This window comes from Parapedobacter indicus, assembly GCF_900113765.1.
GTDB classification, from domain to species: Bacteria; Bacteroidota; Bacteroidia; order Sphingobacteriales; family Sphingobacteriaceae; genus Parapedobacter; species Parapedobacter indicus.
This window is the reverse complement of record NZ_FOQO01000001.1, coordinates 15,295-32,048: the sequence shown is the minus strand read 5'-3', so window position 1 is coordinate 32,048 and position 16,754 is coordinate 15,295. Positions and strand designations below refer to the sequence as shown.

General features: G+C 47.2%; 13 protein-coding genes. 1 reads left to right on the top strand and 12 read right to left on the bottom strand.

The annotated features are described in order from the left end of the window. Positions 1 to 12: 12 nt before the first annotated feature. The 4 genes from BMZ56_RS00105 to BMZ56_RS00090 all read right to left on the bottom strand — a co-directional run bounded on the left by BMZ56_RS00105 (position 13) and on the right by BMZ56_RS00090 (position 5,933). Complete coding sequence (locus BMZ56_RS00105; protein WP_177194986.1) at positions 13 to 3,483, bottom strand: TonB-dependent receptor; 3,471 nt, start codon at positions 3,481 to 3,483, stop codon at positions 13 to 15. A 228-nt stretch (positions 3,484 to 3,711) separates the two neighbouring features. After that, complete coding sequence (locus BMZ56_RS00100) at positions 3,712 to 4,821, bottom strand: FecR family protein (RefSeq protein WP_090622257.1); 1,110 nt, start codon at positions 4,819 to 4,821, stop codon at positions 3,712 to 3,714. Positions 4,822 to 4,885: 64 nt separating this feature from the next. Further along, entirely contained in the window at positions 4,886 to 5,449 is a 564-nt protein-coding gene (locus BMZ56_RS00095; RefSeq protein ID WP_090622253.1) for an RNA polymerase sigma-70 factor, read from the bottom strand. A 94-nt stretch (positions 5,450 to 5,543) separates the two neighbouring features. After that, positions 5,544 to 5,933 (bottom strand): acyl-CoA thioesterase, encoded by a 390-nt coding sequence (locus tag BMZ56_RS00090; protein ID WP_090622249.1) that lies wholly within the window; start codon positions 5,931 to 5,933, stop codon positions 5,544 to 5,546. A gap of 195 nt (positions 5,934 to 6,128) precedes the next feature. Between BMZ56_RS00090 and BMZ56_RS00085 the strand changes: the two genes are divergently transcribed. Next, positions 6,129 to 6,548: a hypothetical protein gene (locus BMZ56_RS00085; protein ID WP_090622245.1), complete on the top strand. Its 420-nt coding sequence runs from the start codon at positions 6,129 to 6,131 to the stop codon at positions 6,546 to 6,548. Between the two features lie 48 nt (positions 6,549 to 6,596). On the opposite strand, the gene BMZ56_RS00080 is transcribed toward BMZ56_RS00085, so the two are convergent. The 8 genes from BMZ56_RS00080 to BMZ56_RS00045 are packed head-to-tail and all read right to left on the bottom strand — an operon-like array spanning position 6,597 to position 16,747. Then, on the bottom strand, positions 6,597 to 7,412 hold the full coding sequence (locus BMZ56_RS00080) for an enoyl-ACP reductase FabI (RefSeq protein WP_090622240.1): 816 nt from the start codon (positions 7,410 to 7,412) through the stop codon (positions 6,597 to 6,599). 52 nt (positions 7,413 to 7,464) lie between these two features. Next, positions 7,465 to 9,126 carry a DNA repair protein RecN gene (gene recN / locus BMZ56_RS00075; protein WP_090622237.1) on the bottom strand — a complete coding sequence of 554 codons (1,662 nt, stop codon included), beginning with the start codon at positions 9,124 to 9,126 and terminating at the stop codon, positions 7,465 to 7,467. Between the two features lie 6 nt (positions 9,127 to 9,132). Then, positions 9,133 to 10,053 carry a type IX secretion system protein PorD gene (gene porD, locus BMZ56_RS00070; RefSeq protein ID WP_245893017.1) on the bottom strand — a complete coding sequence of 307 codons (921 nt, stop codon included), beginning with the start codon at positions 10,051 to 10,053 and terminating at the stop codon, positions 9,133 to 9,135. A 31-nt stretch (positions 10,054 to 10,084) separates the two neighbouring features. Next, the gene (locus BMZ56_RS00065) at positions 10,085 to 11,857 is read right to left on the bottom strand and encodes a sulfatase-like hydrolase/transferase (RefSeq protein ID WP_218146410.1); all 1,773 of its coding nucleotides are present in this window, start codon (positions 11,855 to 11,857) and stop codon (positions 10,085 to 10,087) included. Positions 11,858 to 11,862: 5 nt separating this feature from the next. Beyond that, a complete protein-coding gene (locus BMZ56_RS00060) occupies positions 11,863 to 13,056 on the bottom strand; it encodes a FecR family protein (RefSeq protein WP_090622234.1) in 1,194 nt (397 codons plus the stop codon). Beyond that, a complete protein-coding gene (locus BMZ56_RS00055) occupies positions 13,056 to 13,628 on the bottom strand; it encodes an RNA polymerase sigma factor (protein WP_090622230.1) in 573 nt (190 codons plus the stop codon). Before BMZ56_RS00055 ends, BMZ56_RS00060 begins: the two co-directional genes overlap by 1 nt. Before the next feature lie 15 nt (positions 13,629 to 13,643). Further along, positions 13,644 to 15,215 carry a sulfatase family protein gene (locus tag BMZ56_RS00050; RefSeq protein WP_090622226.1) on the bottom strand — a complete coding sequence of 524 codons (1,572 nt, stop codon included), beginning with the start codon at positions 15,213 to 15,215 and terminating at the stop codon, positions 13,644 to 13,646. A gap of 38 nt (positions 15,216 to 15,253) precedes the next feature. Beyond that, the gene (locus BMZ56_RS00045; RefSeq protein WP_177194985.1) at positions 15,254 to 16,747 is read right to left on the bottom strand and encodes a RagB/SusD family nutrient uptake outer membrane protein; all 1,494 of its coding nucleotides are present in this window, start codon (positions 16,745 to 16,747) and stop codon (positions 15,254 to 15,256) included. Positions 16,748 to 16,754 lie beyond the last annotated feature (7 nt).

The following is a 16,754-nucleotide window of genomic DNA, read 5'->3' as shown; positions in this document are numbered from 1 at the left end:
TATTTTTTGAAGTTAGTAGGTGAATGAAAGACCGAACGATACCGTTTTTAATAGCGGATAGCTGTTGCCATCTCCCTGATTATACGAGCTGTTCAAATCCGAATCTTTATCACCGATAGCCGATGACACATCCATGAAGTTCTTGGCCCGCTTGTAAAGCGGCGACCAACTGGCTAGATTTTCGCCCGTGGCATAGATACGCGCATTCCGTATACCAATTTTCGACATCCATACTTGTGGCAGTGTATAGCCTATTTGCAGGCTTCTCAACCGTAAATAGGATACCCGTTGCAAATAACGGTCGTTGGGAACGTGATTGGAATACCCCAGTGTGCCGTTGTACTGTGCATACCGCGGCAGGTATGCATCGGGGTGATCTTCCGTCCAATAATTGCCCAGGTGCCATGCCGGCATCTGATTATACCCCCGGTTATATTGCCCCCAGAAGGCCGTCTCCGATCCTGGATACCAATCTTGCTTGCCTACACCCTGTAAAAATGCCGAAAAGAAGATTCCATTCCAATCGCCTCCTAATGTAAACGCGTATTGGTACCGCGGCTCGGTATTGCCGATGATTGTCATGTCGCCCGGGTTATCCACTGTTTGCTCACCTTTCGTGATCATATTGTCAGCACTTCCATCGCGGTTGCGGATTTTCAAATCGCCCGCACGCCATACGGCATCTGCTGAGGCATTAAAAATCGTATTGATGTATTCGCTGGGATCGGGATCCGATTGGAATAAGCCGTCGGTCTCGAATCCCCATAGCTCACCGATAATCTTTCCGGCATAATGATCAGTAAATCGCTTGGTTGGATTGTAGAATTTGTCGATTGTCGACACATAATCAAATAGCGATCCACGTACCTGATAACGGAAAGGTTTGTTACCCAGCGCGAACTGGTCCTGCCACGTCAGCGTGGCTTCGAACCCTTTAGTGGTCATGTCGGCGAAGTTACCCTTGGGCGACGTCGCTCCGAATATATCGGGCAACGTAGGTCCGGCTACATACATGTCGGTGGTTTTCCGCACGTAATAGTCGCCGCTGAAGCGCAGTTTACCCTGCACCATACCGAAATCCAGCCCGATATCGCTAGTAGTCGCTTTTTCCCAGGTAAGTCCGGCAGGAATGGGAGCCGGTGCACTGGTTTTTTTATTAAGTGCACCGTCCAACACGCGTCCCGAACTGCCGATACTCAAAAGCTCCAAAAAATTATACGGTGCGATGTTGCCATTGCCCAATGACCCATAGGACCCACGGAACTTAATGTCAGAGAAAATCTTTTCACTCACGTTCCAGAATGGTTCTTCAGACAATCGCCATCCCGCCGAAACCGATGGAAAAAAACCCCACTGCTGATCCACGGGAAAACGGGATGAACCATCATAACGTCCATTCACTTCCAGTAAATAACGATCGCGGTAACCATAATTCAACCGGAAGAAGGTACCCGCAGTTTTCCAGTTTGTTACGCTGGCACCCGGGATGATGGATTCGCCGGTGGCCAACTGGATGCTTTCAGCATCCTCAAGGAGCAATTGATTACGTTCAATACTGTTGGCTTTATAAGCCGACGTCTCGTAGTTCCAGCCGGCCATCGCTTTTACATAATGTTGCTCAGCGAAGGTATTTTCGTATTCCGCATACAGATTGGAGGCAGTATACATGGTGTGTCCCATCCATTCGTAAATCACACCATTCACATCTCCCATATACGACGGCGATTCGGCATTGGCATTTTGATAATACGGAACCTTCACCCGCTTCCAAAAGAAATCGCGGTTATCATACCGGAAAGTAAAATCGCCATTGATGCGGAAGGCGTTGTCAAAGAAACCGGTGTTGAATCCTACGGTATTCCGAAATAGATTCCGATTATTATTCTGGTAATTGTTACCATCCGCAAAAGCACCCAACGTGGCTGCCCCGCCGCGGGTATACGAACCATCCGGATTGTACATCGGCAAACTCGGGAATGCATTTACCTCAATATATCGCTGGATGTTGGCGCTCCTGCCCTGCGCTGAATAAGGCATGTGATAATGGTTATTTGAAAATTCCATGTTATTGGTAATCTTCAACCACGGATAGGCTTGCAATGATCCTTTTGCCCGGAGATTGTAGGAGCGATAGGTATCCGGATCGAAATTGTACATGCCATCGAAATCATAGAAACGTCCCGACACATAGAAATCGGCCTTCTCATTGCCACCGGAAATATTCAGGTTATGGTCCTGTGCAAACGACTGGTCCTTAAAAAGCATGCCCATCCAGTCCACATTGGCGTAATATTCATAATTCCCATTGGGTAGTATTTCTGTTTTTGGTCCTTCGCCTGACGCCTTCCACGCCCTTAGCCGCTCCAGCCACTCGTCGCTGTAATACTGCGTGTTGTTATTGATCGACGTAGGCACCGTCCCCTGACGATTGTAATAGGAATCCCTGAAATGCTCCACCCAGGTTACTGCATCCGTTACAAATTCGGGCGTTTTTGCCAGCGATCGGCTGGATAGATTACCGCTATAAGTAACGGTGGTTCGGCCCTTTTGCGCCCGTTTGGTCGTAATCAGCACCACACCGAAAGAACCTCTGGCACCATAGATTGCCGCTGAAGCCGCATCTTTCAACACCGTTACACTTTCGATGTCGTTCGGGTTGAGGAACGAGGGATCGCCCTCTACGCCATCAATCAAGATCAGTGCGCTTCCTTCCTGGCCGATGGAGGTATGACCCCGAACATTGAACGAAGCCGACCGTGCTGGCTTACCGTCCTCCAACGAAATATTCAGGTTGGGCACCGCTCCTTGCAGTGCCTGCGTTACATTGGTTGTGGAACGGTTCTCGAACACTTCGCTTCCCACCGTTTCAACGGCACCGGTTAGGTTTACTTTCTTCTGTGTACCATACCCCACTACCACGACTTCTTCCAAGCTCTGATTATCCGCTTTTAGCAGCGCATTGATAACCTTATTACTGCCAACAGCTTGTTCGACGGTCGTGAAACCTACATACGAAAAAACAATCACTGCCTGTTCATCAGCAACGGATATCACATATTTACCAAAAGCATCTGTAACTACGCCGCTAGTACCACCTTTTACCGCTACGCTTACCCCGGGAATGGGATCTCCAAACTCATCTGTAACGGTTCCCGTGACCGAGATATCCTGTGGTGGAACTCCATCTTCGGTGATGATTACTATACCATTGTCAGCGATCTGATAAGACAGGTAATGACCTTTAAGCATCTGTCGCATGACCTGTTCGAAACTCTTGTTTCGCGCTTTGACCGAAACCCGTGTGTCCATCGCGGCAAGGTCGTCACTCATGAAAAATCGCTTTCCACTTACTTTTTCGACTTGTCGCAGCGCATCGCGCATGGCCAAATCCTCGATATCAATACTGAACTTTGCATTTTGCGAATATACACTGGCGTGCGCCGAAAATAATCCAACCAACATCAGAAGTAAAGATAATCTCATAATACGGCAAAATTTGGTTTCCCACAGCATGGGAAATTTGAGATAATAGTTATTATGCATATTTTTAACCTGTTAATTTTCACGAATTAATGTATGTCCTTCACGGACGTTCCAATGCATAGGGGGTGTGTGGCGCATCCCCTTTGCTTCTTAGTTTTCGCACGTTGTTTGTTATTTTTCCATAGGCATTTTTTTATTGGTTAGTAGTTTAATCATGCGTCCGTATAATCAGGGTTTCTTAAAATATCGATTCTCGGAAAAGACCACCGTCTTACCCTGTACTGTATAACGGATAGGCGACACCATACTCATTAAGTTTAATACTTGTTCCAATGGTTGGTCGGGTAAGGTACCGTTGTACCGAAGCGACTTGAGATGTTCATCCACAAAAACGATATCTACGTTATACCGCCGCTCCAGTTTAACAGACAATTCCTCCAAACTCTCTCGATAGATCACCCATTCGTCATCCTTCCAAGAGATATCGGGTGCTGGATCTACCCGTTCCTCTTTGATGATATTGCTCGTGGGCTTGGAAATCTGATGTTTTTTCTTTGGGATCAGGGATTTCTCCCGAGCATCCCTGTTAGCTGCCGAGGCGATCATCTCCTTGGCAACAATCAGCTTCTGATTTGGGAAAAGGGACACTTCTCCGGAGATGTTCGATAAGTCGCTGGTATCGCTCACCACCACTTTGCCCGTTATTAATGTAGTCTCAATTTTATTTTCAGTGGAATAGGCTCGAACGTTGAATTCTGTCCCGACTGCTTTTATCCGTACGGTACCCGAATGAACGATAAACGGAACCGGTGATTTGTTAACGACAAAATAAGCTTCGCCATCCAGCCATATGTTGCGCTGCTTTTTTCCGAAATCCGTGCTGTAGCGCAAGGTTGTGCCGGCGTTTATTGTAATCGTTGAGCTATCGGGCAACCGGATTTTCGAACGCGACCCGTTGGGCACAATGATCTCCTGATACGCGACGGTCGTCTGCCCATCGACCGATGAACGCACGAAGTGCCTCAGTGCTATGCCTCCTAATAGGGCAACAATCAGTATTGCCGCAGCCCACGGATAAGATAGGGCCACTTTCTTCGTCTTTCGAAGCAATGGAATAGCGTTTTTCTCTTGAAAACGCTCAAATGCAGCTTGGCTATTAAACTGGAATTTTTCACTGGCCAGATTTGAGGCCAACCAGATTTCGCGTATTCTGTCAAATTCCAATTGATTTTTATCCGACAAATTAATCCATGTCTTCAATTGCTGATATTCACTGCCCGAAATGGTACCATTTAGGTAGTTTACGATTAACGATTTGATGTTATCCAATTTGTCCATAAATCAGGAGTACTAAATTAGTAGATGCAAAAAACGATGCCGCGGGTGATAACGAAAGAAAAAATTACACCCGCCCGTTTGCCAGTAAAATCAGAACGATCGGGAGATAGTCGCGCAATGCATTCCGTATGCGTGACAGCGCCGTTTTCAGCTGTGTTTTAACCGTGTTCTCGGAAATCTGCAATGCCCCGGCGATTTGCGAATAACTCATTTCGTCAATGCGGCTTAATTGAAAAACTTCGCGGCATTTAGGGGGAAGTGTCTCAATTGCTTGGGCTATCTTATCAGACAGTTCCTTTTCAAAGAGTTGTCCCAGCGGATAATCGTCGCTCCAGGGAATATGCTCCCACTCTGTTTCATCCGAAATGCGACGTATCTGTAATTTCTTTTTCCGGAGATACTGCAAGCAGGTATTTTGGGTAGATTTAATCAGATAGTTTTTGACCGACGTGGTAATCTCAAGCGATTCACGTTTTTCCCATAGTGCAAGAAATGTATCCCCAACCATCTCTTCTGCTAATACCTTATCCCGGGTGTATTCGTACGCAATCATGCAAAGCATGGGGTAATATGCTTCATAGCATCTTCCAAAATCTGCTGTACTTTTCAATGATCCGTGTAAAGACATGTCAATAAGTTCGGCAAAATTATTTTCCTGCTATTAAATAACTATTGCCTATCGTGTTAAATTACTGCAAACTTAACATGCAATTTACCTACGATTATTTTTCCAGCCAATCAGATTCAATCCGCTTTACCCGATGTTTTTCGTTGTCAAATAAAACCCAACGCGTTCGTGAATCCACCACCAATTCATCGTGACGGTAAAATTCTACTTTTCGGGGTTGTTTTATACCCTCAGGTGGTAAAGGGTACGTCTTTATCGTTAACGTTTCACCGAGATAAACCTGCTTTTTGTATTGAATGTGATGGTCAAAAAGCAGCCAATAATCGGTTGCATAAGCCGTCTCGTGTTTCAGGATTTCCCAATGTTCAGCGGCTATTTCCTCCACCCAATATACAAATTGCACATTATTGACGTGATTGTTTTGGTCTAAGTGTTCGTTAGTTACCTGAATTTGTTTGGTATAGATTTTTTTATCCGTTAGCATATCTTTCCTCGTAAAAAACAAATTTACAAGATTTCTTCTCGTATAGGTGCCCCACTTCATGTGGCGATCTGATCACGAAGATATCTTTTGAGATTCTTGGTGCAATTATTGTGTTAAACCTTTTCAAGTCTTCAGTTGTCATATAAGAAAACGAGCAAACATAGTCATTGAATTATTTACCCAAAACAAACGTATATGAAAAAGCCCCTTACTTTAGTCGTCGGATTCTTAGTGGTTCTCGGCGTGTCGTCCTGCACGAAAGAATACTACGACGTCGTCCCGAACAAAACGTTCATATACACCATCAAACCAAATGATTGGAAATGGGATGAAGGTGTCAGCCATCAAATCTATCATGACATTGACCTTCCGGAGTTAACCGACTACTACATTACCCAAGGGAACGTCAGCGTAGCGATGAGCGATAACGGTGAAGTTTCTTACGACATCCTCCCTTCTACGTTTGGAGGCACGGCATTTTCGGTAAGGTATACGGCAGGGTTTGTAACCATTTATGCAGAAGATCCAATTGCCGATCCGGAATACGAAGTACCTATTCCAACCGCTACCATGACAGTCAAGATCACGTTATCAGATGCAGAGTACATCCCATAAAAAAAGCGGCCTTGAGCCGCTTTTTTTATGCTTAGAAGAAAAAATCGATTATTCCCCTACTCCATTAATCACCGCTTCGCTTACACCGGTAAATGAGAAACCTCCATCGTGAAAGAGGTTTTGCATGGTCACCATCCGGGTTAAATCCGAAAATAAGGAGACGGTATAATCCGCACATTGATCGGCTGTAGCATTTCCAAGAGGAGACATTTTCTCGGCGTAGGAAATAAAATCACCGAAACCTTTTACGCCTGATCCGGCGGTTGTTTGGGTGGGTGATTGGCTGATCGTGTTCACACGAACGTGCTTCTTCACACCATATTGGTAACCAAAGTTACGGGCGATGCTTTCCAGCAATGCCTTCGCATCGGCCATATCGTTGTAATCCGGAAACACACGCTGTGCAGCGATGTAGGTCAGTGCAACCACAGAACCCCATTCGTTGATCGCATCCTTTTTTAGCGCTGTAGCCAATACACGGTGAAGGCTGATTGCAGAGATATCAAATGCCTTATGCATGAAATCATAGTTATTTTCCGTGTAATGGATACCCTTACGTACATTGATACTCATGCCTACGGAATGCAGGATAAAATCCACGCCGCTTCCAAAATGTTCCAACGTTTGGTCAAATAGGTTTTCGATATCCTCATTGCTGGTTACATCGGCCGGAATAACCGGCGCATTGTTGCATTCTTCGGCCAACTGCTTGATCGTTCCCATACGCAACGCTACTGGCGCGTTGGTCAGCACAATTTCGGCCCCTTCCTGTACGCAGCGTTGGGCAGTCTTCCAGGCGATGGACTTCTCATCCAGCGCACCGAAAATAATTCCTTTCTTTCCTTTCAGTAGGTTATGGGACATAGTTTATTTATTTAGTCAAACGTAAAAATCGGGTAAAAGTAATGCTTTTTTGTTATTTCCCCAACAGCTCCGCAGCATGTTGCACGGCCGCTTCCCCTGGATTCGTTCCGCTGAGCATCTCCGCAATTTCCTGTATCCGCTCCGGTTGCGCTAATTGGGTGATGGTTGTTGCCGTCTTGTCTACCGACTCGATTTTATATACCTTAAAATGCGTATTCCCCTTGGAGGCAATTTGTGGCAGGTGCGTAATGGCAATGACCTGCATATGATCTGCCAAGCGTTCCATGATCTCCCCTACTTTCAGAGCGACCTCTCCCGATATTCCGGTATCGATTTCGTCAAAAATAATCGTTGGAAGGGCCGAAGTTTTGGCGATCAGCGATTTAATGGCCAGCATCAAGCGCGAAAGCTCGCCGCCCGATGCTACTTTACCCACCGGCTGTGGGTCCTGCCCCTTATTAGCAGTAAACCGGAATTCGATCCGATCTCGTCCGCTCGCCCGTACGGATTCTTCTTCAAATAGATCAAGGACAATATACAGTTGGCTGTTTGGCATTCCCACGGTGCGCAGCACGGCACTTACTTCATCCTGCACATGGGGAATCACCGCTCGTCTGCTGGCACTGAGTTGGTCTGCGAGCGTGAGCATTTCCGCTTTCAACCGGCTAACTTCAACTTCCAGTCGCACAATTTCTTCGTCGTCCGAAGACAATGCCGCAAGCTTCCGCCCCAATTCCTCGCGCAATGCAACGAGACCTTCCACATTGTCCACCCGGTGCTTCTGCTGTAAGGTATACAGTAAATCAAGCCGTTCACTAATTGTCGCCAGCCGTTCCTCATCCAACGTAATATCCTGTTCAATGCGGCCGATCTCAGTCCCCAGATCCTTTATTTCAATGAACGCGCTCTGCAATCGTTCCACCTGAGCGGACAGGGAAGGCATGTGCCGTTCGGCTTGTTGAAGTTGACTCAACGCTTCCTTTAGGAGTACCACAGCATTGATTTCCTGCTCCTGCAAGACATGTGCTGCTCCGAATAGATTCCGCTTAATTTCTTCGGCGTGTTCGAGCTGCTGCTGTTCGATTTCCAGCTGCTCCTGCTCACCCGGTTCGAGCTTCGCGTTCGCGAGCTCATCAAACAGGAACTGCTGGTAATCAGCTTCTGTTCCGGCTTGTTTCGCATTCGCTTTGAGCGTATTCAGCCGTTCCACCGTTGTCTTATACGTCCGATAAGCCGCTACGTATTGCAGCCGCAGGGGCTGGTTTTGTGCAATGCTGTCCAGCGTGAACAACTGAAAAGATTCCGTGTTGAGCTGGAGTGTCGCATGCTGGGAATGGATGTCGATCAGTTTCTCGGCCAGCATCTTCAGCACATTGAGTGTCACCGGCGTATCGTTCACAAATGCCCGGGATTTTCCATCCACACTTATTTCACGGCGCATGATGGTTTCGCCATCATAATCAAGATCCTGCTCCTCAAAAAATGCTTCCAACTGGTAGCCGGACACATCAAAATACCCCTCGATGATGCACTTTTTCTCCTGATTAAAGAAATAACGGCTTTCGATCCGCTGTCCCAATATCAACGATAGTCCCCCCATGATGATAGACTTACCGGCTCCGGTTTCTCCGGTAAGAATATTCAGTCCCTTGTCAAAATGGATGTCAAGTGAATCAATTAGGGCATAATTCTGAATGGAAAGACGACTCAGCATAGTTTACTATCGGCTGTTACGTAAAGATTCATACTTATTGGCGTTGGCCGGATCCACTTCGGCAAGCACATTATATGCCTGTACCCGCTCTTGGGGCCCCATTCCTCCGAATACACCGATTAATTCATCCGATTTGGCAGTAAAAAACACCTGGTTAAATACGGCCCCCTGGGCTAATCGGTCCACCTTTTGCAGCATAGGCAATAATCCGAGGATAGTTTTGCGGGCTTCTATTGCATTATCAGACATCTTGTCCAACCCTTTCAGGTAGAAGCTGTAAAGAAAGTCGCGGAGCGGTTTGTACCGGCGATCCAACAGGTTGTTAGCCAACCAATACCGGTTATCCGTGCCTTCCATCGACCGCCAGCCGTTGAAACCCGTATTCTGTGCGTTGTTGACAATATTTTGTGCAGCGGTAAAAAAAGGGGTACCGCCGTTGCTTTCGAATGTATCGGCATCCAATCCCACAATAATATACGCGTAGTATGCAAGCAACGAAGTCAGGTTGTTCATAAATTGCTGATCCGAATAATCCATCAACTGGCCTTCTGTATAGCTGAAATTAAAATTATTGTCGGACATACTCAGCACCGGACTGTTGTACGAGGTATTGAAAACCGGCCGGGTGGATATGATCTGCGCCTGCGCCGTAAAATTGGATGACCCGTCCCACGAATTGATGGTAATGACAAAACTGCAATCGATACGCTCCTGCGGTTGTACTTCGTTGGCGCTCCAGGTGCGGTTATTGAGGAAATCGGAAATAGCCTTCTCCAGCACGTCCAACGCCCGTTTGTTGGTATTCTGTACCTGTGGCGAAAGAATCTGTACACGCGCATTTAGGTCCTGCGCCTGGGCCGCACAGACCACTCCTATGAAAAAAAACAGGGTAATTCCCAACCGTTTAACCATATCCTTCCGAATCATGCCCAAAGATATGGATAATGAATTAAAATTTTTAGGCCGGACCTAATCTCGGCATCCAATAGATCTCTTTGCTCATGTCTGCCTGCATCGCACGGTGCATCAGCTCCATACGCAACTGCTGGTGCTTTTCACTGTTCCAAAGATTATGAAATTCCTTGGGGTCGGATTGGAGATCGAACAGTTCGCCTTCATCGCTATGCATATACCAGGTAATCTTGTACCGTCCTTCAATGTAGGTCTTCTGATAAAATTTAGTGGGTTGGAAGTGGTTTTCGGCAATCACCCAGTCGCGTATTTTATCGGTCTTACCGTACCAGAGTTCGGTAACGTCTAACCCCGCCATGGCCAACGGCTTGTCACGACCGGCAAGCGAAAGGAACGACGGTGCCAGGTCTACCACCGAGAGCAGGGCATCTGTACGCTTACCGGCGGGAAAATGATCTTTCCAGGAAACAACAAATGGAATACGAAGGTCTTCCTCAAAAGCAAATCCGCCCTTCGCATACAGGTTGTGCGTACCCAGGTGGTGTCCATGATCTGTGGTAAAAACGACGACCGTATTACCCATCTTTCCCGTTTGTTCCAAGTGGTCCAGGATGACACCGATGTACTTGTCCATCATGGATATCATCCCATAATAAATGGCCATATCCTGCTTTCGTTTGTCACGATCGCCGAGGTGGCTATGCAGCCCGTGTATACCCTGGCCGTCCTCCACATATTTTGCCGCCCACCCTTTCTCTGCTGTTTGCGTCATCCGATAGTGGTAGGGCATGTCGTCGAGTTCGTCGGCAGGCACCTCAGGGAGTACCATATCCTCGGCCTTGTACATAGACGCCCAAGGTTCGGAAACGAGGTAGGGTGGATGTGGATCGAAGAAACTCGCCCAGATGAAAAACGGTCGCCCATCGGCAACAGCCGAATCAATCTGCGCATTCGTTTGTTCGGCGATCCACGCATTAAGGTGGTATTCTTCGGGTACGTTCCATGCACCGTACTGTGCCTCCCCTGTAGCTGCATTTGCCTCCAAAATCGGTCGCATCCGGGAATTAGCTTCTTGAAACTTTCCTTTGGGCGGCTTCCGGAACCATTGTTTCCATTCGTCCGGATCGCGTCCTTCGCGGCGCAGTTTATCCGACATCCAGATGGCGTAGTGTTGTCCCACGTGCGCCTCATCTCCATGGGGACGGGCCAATTCGGCAGACTCAAAACCATAAAAAGGACCGTGATATGCCCGCCAGAAATCTAAATCCTGCAAAATCGGGTAAGCCTCCAGCGAGGGATAATCTGCATTCCCTACCAACGGCATAAAATGTGCCTTGCCTACCAACGCGGTTTGGTATCCCAGCTCCGTAAGGTAATCTCCGATAGTCGGAACCGTTTCCGGTAATTTGGTACCCAATGCATAGGCACCGTGCTGCGATGGATAGAGGCCCGTTATCATGGACGCCCGCGTAGGCGTACATACCGGATTACACGTATATGCCCGGTCGAAAATTAGGCCCGACTTAGCCAGTCGATCCAGGTTGGGCGTTTTGATGGCCGGATTGTTGTATCCCATGCACATCCAATACTGCTGATCGCTGGTAATGAACAGAATATTTGGTTGGTTGTCTGTATTGGGCTGGATTGGATCTGGCTTTCCGTACGCTTTGACATACTCTTCCTGTACCACCGGTAAGTCGTTCTGGAATACACGGGGAATGATGGATTGGGCAAAAACTCCGTTGCAAGCGACCAATAAGATCATCAAGCACCATCTGCCGGTTCCGGTTCTATGTATCGTCTTTTTATTTCTTTCCATGGTATTTAATCCTTTTTTTCGACACTGTTTATCCATATCTGATCACCGTTCACCCGAAAAGCAACTTTAGAGGTTTCGGAAATTAAATCAAGCAAGGTATTGACGGTTGGATACCGCTTTAAACGCCCGGTAAAACGGTAGGCTTTTGCAGCTGGATCTTCAAAATGAACGGTTAAACCGTACCACGTTGCTAATTCCCCCATCAGCTCACCAAGCGGTTCATTTTCAAAAATGAATAGATTTTCTTTCCAGGCAAGCACTTTGGATGCAACCATACGCCGTACGGAAATATCCTGAACATCCGACACAATGGCTTCATAACCCGGCGTTAACGCAGATAGGGTACCACTGCTTTTTCTTTGTACATTTACGGATCCTGTGAATAAGGAAGTCCTGTCTTCAACTTCACCCGGGTATGATCTTACATTAAATTCCGTTCCCAAAACACGTATGTAGGATTTGCCTGTAATAACCGTAAAAGGTTTATCGGCGTCCTTTGCGACATCAAAATAGGCTTCCCCCGTCAAAAACACCTTACGTTCTTCCCCTTCAAATGCAACGGGATACCGGAGGGAAGAGGCTGCATTAAGCCATACGTTGGTGCCGTCGGACAGTTCCACTTGATACGTATTTGCAACTGCCGTCTTAATCGTATGATGCGGGGATCGGTGACTCCCTTTCCATTTCAGCGCAAGCTTTTCCAACTGGTAAGAATGAATTTGCTCACCTTCCAAAGCGATTTGCTCGCCCGCATCGGTAATCAATACCACCCCCGCAGAAGAAGCAACGGTCGCCTGCCCCCCTGTCACATTGGGTCCGATCTGGGTGATTTCCGCTGCTGTTCGATCCACAATGTTCGGTGTGTCAGCGAAATCATACCAGCGTACGGCATATAGAACAGCCACCAACAATACCGCTGCAACAGCTCCGATTCGCCAAATACGTCGTTGAAACCTCGCGCGATTGGTGCGCCCATGCATTTTACTCCACAACGCTGCAGACTGAGTGTCCGTAGGCCATGCCTTTAATCGTTCGGCCAAGTATTGCTTATCGTTCAATTCCTGCCACAAACGTAAATTACGGGAATCCTGCGATCGCCAGCGTTCCAACACGATCAGCTCTTCCGAAGTAATTTCGTCACGCAAATATTTGCCTATTAACTCAGCAATCTGAAAATCTATGGAATCGTCTTGATGCATTACTTAACCATTAAAAGCAACTCTATCAGTAGTGCCATACCGACCGAAAGCGTCCTGAGTTGTAAACGAAGCGACCTAAGCGCTCTCATTTTTTGTGTTTTTACCGTATTGACCGATATGTTCAACTGTTCGGCCACTTCCTGGATGCTCATTCCTTCAAAATACCTAAGATGCACCACCTCCCGGCATCCTGTCGGCAGTTTTTCGATGGCATGGTACAGACTTTCCATCACTTCCGCTTCAATAATCTTAGACAGTACGACATCATCCTCGATCGGTTCGCCTTGCCTTGCCCGGTATTTTTCAATTACCTTTTCGTGTTTGTAGTGGTTTCTGCATGCATTTTTAACACTGAGGTAAAGAAATGCCCGGATGGATTGCACTTCGTTGAAGTGAACTCGTCGGTCCCATAGCTTCCAGAACACTTCCTGCACAATATCTTCAGCCAGATTACGGTCATACACAATTCCCTCGGCCACGTATAACAGCCGTTTATTGAAACGGTCGAAGAGCGCCTTATATGCCGCTTCGTTGCCCGCTTTAAATTGAAGCACCAGTTGACTGTCGTCCATTTCTTAAAGGTTCCCCTATTTATTCGACGGTTCGAAATCACTTTCGTTAACCCAACCGGCGTGCATATCTTCGCCCGCCGTAAACCGTTCATAGAAATTCCTGGATCGCTCTTCAGAATAGATGTATTGATCGAAAACCGCACCGTTTCCAGCAATCCTGGGGTCGCCTTCCGCCTCCAGTTCCTTCGTTAATATTTCGTGTAACTCCGTCTTTAATTGCGCATATTGTATGTCTTTGGCAAGATTGTTCACACAATCTGTATCGGTGGATAAATTATATAATTCCTCTTCGGGGCGCATACCAAAGTTGAGCTCCCAAAACGTATGTACCCCATGATATCGCCGTTGGTTGAGGATAAAACTTTTGGTAGGTGCTCCATCGGTGTTCAGGTATCCGGTTTCTGGATTTCCTGCTGGCCAGCGGGTGGGTTCGAAATTGCGGAGATAGAGGTAATTATCTTTTAGAATGCCTCGTATGGGGTACCCCCAGTCATGCGGGCGCCCTACATCATGCCTTTCCTTGCCAATAACCATATAATCTCTCACATGTGCATCTTTGCGATCTTCCAATACGGGTTTCAGGCTATTTCCTTCAAATGCCGCCATCCCGCTGCCGGCAGTATCGATCCCCGCGACATCCAGAAAAGTAGGCGCAAAGTCCGTGAAACTCACATATTGCTGATATTGACGTCCGGGATTGCGTACGCCTTCCTTCCACATGACAGCCAATGGAAGGTGGTTGGACCGCTCGTAAGCCTGCCCTTTGATTCGTGGAAACGGCATACCGTTATCCGCAGTCACCAAAATCAATGTGTTGTCCAACTCTCCGGTTTCCTTTAGGATTTCCAATATGTTGGCCAATTGCCGGTCGAAGTGTTCAATTTCATAGGCATAATCCAGCAAGTCCATCCGCACCGAATCGTCGTCAGGCCAAAATTTATAAAGTTCATCAATCTCATCGATGTTTTTCCCACCTTTATCGCGTCCCGAACCAAATTCATAAGGCCGGTGGGGCTCCGTTGCACCAAACCAAAAACAAAACGGTTGGTCAGCGTCCTTTGAAGCCATAAATTCCCTGAAATTAGCGGCATAGTCAATTGCAGAAATCCGCGAAGTAGGCGGAGTAAGTTTAGCGGTATTGAACGCCGGACCGAGCAGTTCGCGACGGTGGCCATCCACCGTTCCCGGATTGCCCGGCGCCCAGCCCTTCCCGGTATAGCCAATGGCATAGCCGTGGCTTTCCAACACTTCTGCATAGGTTTTAAACTTCGCCGGAAAAAACGGCGAATGGTTGGCCGCTTCTTCCAATTGCCAGGAGTTTCTACCTGTAAGCAGGCAGGAGCGCGACGGTGCGCACTTTGCATTGGGTGTATATGCATTAGCAAACAAAATCCCTTCACGGGCCACCTGATCAAATGCAGGTGTCTTAATCCATTTGGTACCGTAAGCTCCCGCATGCGGATACGATTGGTCATCGGCGATACAGACAAGGATATTGGGGCGTTTCACCTGTTTGGCAGGTTTAGTCCCACATCCGGATAACAAAAGCATGAGTATTCCGGTCTGATAAACAATCCTCAATGTCATGGTCTTATTGGTTTTGACTTTTTACTTCTCAACTACAATTATAACGGATTTTGAATTAAATTGGGATTTAAAGTGATCTCTTCTTCCGGTATCAGGTGAACAATGCTATTTTCTTCCGGTAAAATGATTCGTTTGGGACCCGCCCAAGCGAAGGCAGGAACGTAACTTCTGTCGACCCCTCTGCCATTCCGGAAACAGTCAAATGCACGGTGGCCTTCCCAGGCAAGCTCCAAACGCCTTTCGTCCAACACGATATCAAGCACAGTGGCATATCCCTGTAAATGATCCATGGTAAACAATTGCGATCCGGTCAGGCCGGCCCGCTCCCTGATTATATTGACAAGTTGCAGGGCTTCCTCTCCCCGACCGCCTTTGGCACATACTTCCGCCTTGATCAGGTATAGCTCTGCAAGCCGGATCACCACCGGTGAGGACAGCATCTGTACACCGCCTTCGTTGGTGTATTTATTGATAAAATATTTCGGTTGGTTATCCCGGATATTAACTTTGTATCCTGCATGTTCGTTCGGATCGGGTATGCGGTTCCCATTGCCATCGAGCGTATATTCGGGATCGATGAAATGGATGCGGGCATCGTTTTCGTTTTTATAGATCAGGTCTCTAAACGGCTTAGATGCAAATATTTCGCCCCAACCGCCGACACCGTGATACATGGATCCAATGGAGGTCTTACCCATATTTTCAACCTCCCGCAATTTAATGGCAAAGATCGTCTCCCGGTTGTTTTCAGGAAGGAAGGTGAAATAAACGCGGTATTGGTCGGTCGGCAGTAACTCATATTTTCCCGATTCAATGACTTTGTCTGCATATATCTCTGCCTCGGTATAATTTTCCATGTATAGATAGACCCGTGCCAACAACGCCCATGCAGCTTCTTTTGACGCGAAAATTGCGGACTTATCCACATGCATCAGCTCGGCGGCCCGCAATAAATCGCCGACAATAAAATCATACGTTTCCTTTACCGTACTCCTGGAAGGTGGTGTCGGCTCTTCCGTAGTCGATTTAATCACAACGCCCAAATTGGTCTCGGGACTTTGATTAAACGGGCGTGAAAACATTCGCAGCAAATCGAAGTGCATCAGTGCCCGCAGAAACAAATTTTCCCCTTTCAGTTGTAACAGGCTTTCACTTGCATCATCGGGAATCTTTTCGATCACTGTATTCGCGGAATAAATTCCATAGTAAGCTTGTCGCCAAAAATTAAGTGAGATACCTGAATTGACAAGGTGCTGGTAATTGTAGGAATATAACAGATGATCGCCGGTGGTTTTGCACAATACGATATCATCACTCGGATATTCCTGCGATACATGCCGGTTTCTCATATATTCTCGTTCCCTCAGCCGGCTGTACGTGCCCATGGTAAGATTGCTCAACAGTTCCGCTGATCCGCCGATGGTCTCGTTGTCGATCTGGTTGATAGGTTTATAATCCAGGTCATCACACCCATTCGCAAAGACCGAAAGGGTGATGATCATCAGTAGGTTTGAAAGTTTATTTCGTTTCATTCGTTCG

Excerpts from the sequence above, each read along its gene's own strand:
- BMZ56_RS00065 (WP_218146410.1), bottom strand. The coding sequence starts at position 11,857 with ATGGAAAGAAATAAAAAGACGATACATAGAACCGGAACCGGCAGATGG.
- BMZ56_RS00090 (WP_090622249.1), bottom strand. The coding sequence starts at position 5,933 with ATGCTAACGGATAAAAAAATCTATACCAAACAAATTCAGGTAACTAAC.
- BMZ56_RS00055 (WP_090622230.1), bottom strand. The coding sequence starts at position 13,628 with ATGGACGACAGTCAACTGGTGCTTCAATTTAAAGCGGGCAACGAAGCG.
- porD (WP_245893017.1), bottom strand. The coding sequence starts at position 10,053 with ATGATTCGGAAGGATATGGTTAAACGGTTGGGAATTACCCTGTTTTTT.
- BMZ56_RS00060 (WP_090622234.1), bottom strand. The coding sequence starts at position 13,056 with ATGCATCAAGACGATTCCATAGATTTTCAGATTGCTGAGTTAATAGGC.
- BMZ56_RS00100 (WP_090622257.1), bottom strand. The coding sequence starts at position 4,821 with ATGGACAAATTGGATAACATCAAATCGTTAATCGTAAACTACCTAAAT.
- BMZ56_RS00050 (WP_090622226.1), bottom strand. The coding sequence starts at position 15,215 with ATGACATTGAGGATTGTTTATCAGACCGGAATACTCATGCTTTTGTTA.
- BMZ56_RS00095 (WP_090622253.1), bottom strand. The coding sequence starts at position 5,449 with ATGTCTTTACACGGATCATTGAAAAGTACAGCAGATTTTGGAAGATGC.
- BMZ56_RS00085 (WP_090622245.1), top strand. The coding sequence starts at position 6,129 with ATGAAAAAGCCCCTTACTTTAGTCGTCGGATTCTTAGTGGTTCTCGGC.
- BMZ56_RS00045 (WP_177194985.1), bottom strand. The coding sequence starts at position 16,747 with ATGAAACGAAATAAACTTTCAAACCTACTGATGATCATCACCCTTTCG.
- recN (WP_090622237.1), bottom strand. The coding sequence starts at position 9,126 with ATGCTGAGTCGTCTTTCCATTCAGAATTATGCCCTAATTGATTCACTT.
- BMZ56_RS00080 (WP_090622240.1), bottom strand. The coding sequence starts at position 7,412 with ATGTCCCATAACCTACTGAAAGGAAAGAAAGGAATTATTTTCGGTGCG.
- BMZ56_RS00105 (WP_177194986.1), bottom strand. The coding sequence starts at position 3,483 with ATGAGATTATCTTTACTTCTGATGTTGGTTGGATTATTTTCGGCGCAC.